The organism is Moorena sp. SIO3I6, assembly GCF_010672095.1.
Window position 1 is genome coordinate 1 of sequence record NZ_JAAHHU010001575.1, and the last position, 1156, is coordinate 1156.

Annotated in this window: 1 protein-coding gene and 2 pseudogenes; 2 read left to right on the top strand and 1 reads right to left on the bottom strand. The window is 39.2% G+C overall.

Annotated features, from left to right (window positions below):
- A pseudogene (locus tag F6K49_RS51340) lies at window positions 1–274 on the bottom strand (hypothetical protein); the annotation flags it as partial.
- A 250-nt stretch (window positions 275–524) separates the two neighbouring features.
- Between F6K49_RS51340 and F6K49_RS51345 the strand changes: the two are divergent.
- Entirely contained in the window at window positions 525–686 is a 162-nt protein-coding gene (locus tag F6K49_RS51345) for a hypothetical protein (RefSeq protein WP_293110647.1), read from the top strand.
- A gap of 256 nt (window positions 687–942) precedes the next feature.
- Window positions 943–1156, top strand: a pseudogene (locus tag F6K49_RS51350) (hypothetical protein); the annotation flags it as partial.

Consider the following 1156-nt stretch of genomic DNA (forward strand, 5'->3'; position numbering starts at 1 on the left):
ACATTCGGGATTGATTTTGAGCTAAATCTGCCATCAAAGAGTATGCTTGAGCGCGATCTCGTTTGAACTCATGGACAGTATTGGTTAGAGCTTCAATGGCACGAGCATTAGAATCGATCCTGTGACCGAGCTGTTCAATCTTTTGGTTGGTTTGATCGATAGCACGAGCATTAGAATCGGTTCTGTGACCGAGCTGTTCAATCTGTTGGGTGATCCGCTCGAGGGCAGTTAGTAAAAGGTTGAAACGGGTATCAAACTGGTCTGAGTTTGTCATTTGCTTTGCTGCAATAGAATGTTTACGATAGCAGTTATCAATTGCTTGAAGTACGTTTTTGATTTTAGGTAATAGGGAACAGGTAATAGGGTCAAAATTCTGTGTAAATCCTAAGTATTATCACCGCTATCATTCTGATTAAACTAGTGCAGATTCTGTTTATAGTGTGATTTTTATGGTGTGATTTGCGATTACACGCTGTGACGGTTAATTTTTACCATTGCTCTATTAGAACGGTTTTTTACTACTTATGATTTCCCAGATGATTTACCTTGGCCAAAAGGCCACGCTACGCGAACAAGTTTCTTCCCTTATTAAGGAAATGCTGTGGGATTTATTTCACGGTAGCAAGGAGCAATTATTACTCCCTAATCCCTACTTCATAAAACCCAGTAATTTGTACTTAAAGTAATTGATTTAACCATCTATAATTATACACTATACTTGTCAATATTGACAAGGATTAAACCCTAGAAATTACTAATAGATAACTAACTGCAATTCTGAGTTATTATAAAACCAAAAATTACTTGTAAAATTGTAACGGGCAAGATGCCCGTTCTACTCCCGACTCCCGATTCCCGATTCCCGATTCCCTATTTCTGTAAACTATAAAGTGGTGAACAAAAATTTGCCAGCAAGATTATTGTCTAAGATCAGTAAAATTGGTGGATTATAAAACTCCGACAGTAGTTGCCCTGATTCCAGCCCGGGCTGGTTCTAAACGAGTACCTGGTAAAAATATTCGTCCTTTGAAAGGGCATCCGTTAATTGCTTATACTATTGCTGCTGCAACCCAAAGCCAAGTGTTTTCAGCAGTGATTGTTTCCACTGACTCAGAGGAGGTGGCGGAAATTGCTCGTTACTATAGCGCTGAGGTAC

What these genes read in the sequence shown, in the direction of transcription:
- F6K49_RS51345 (WP_293110647.1), top strand. Translation starts at nt 525, where the DNA reads ATGATTTCCCAGATGATTTACCTTGGCCAAAAGGCCACGCTACGCGAA.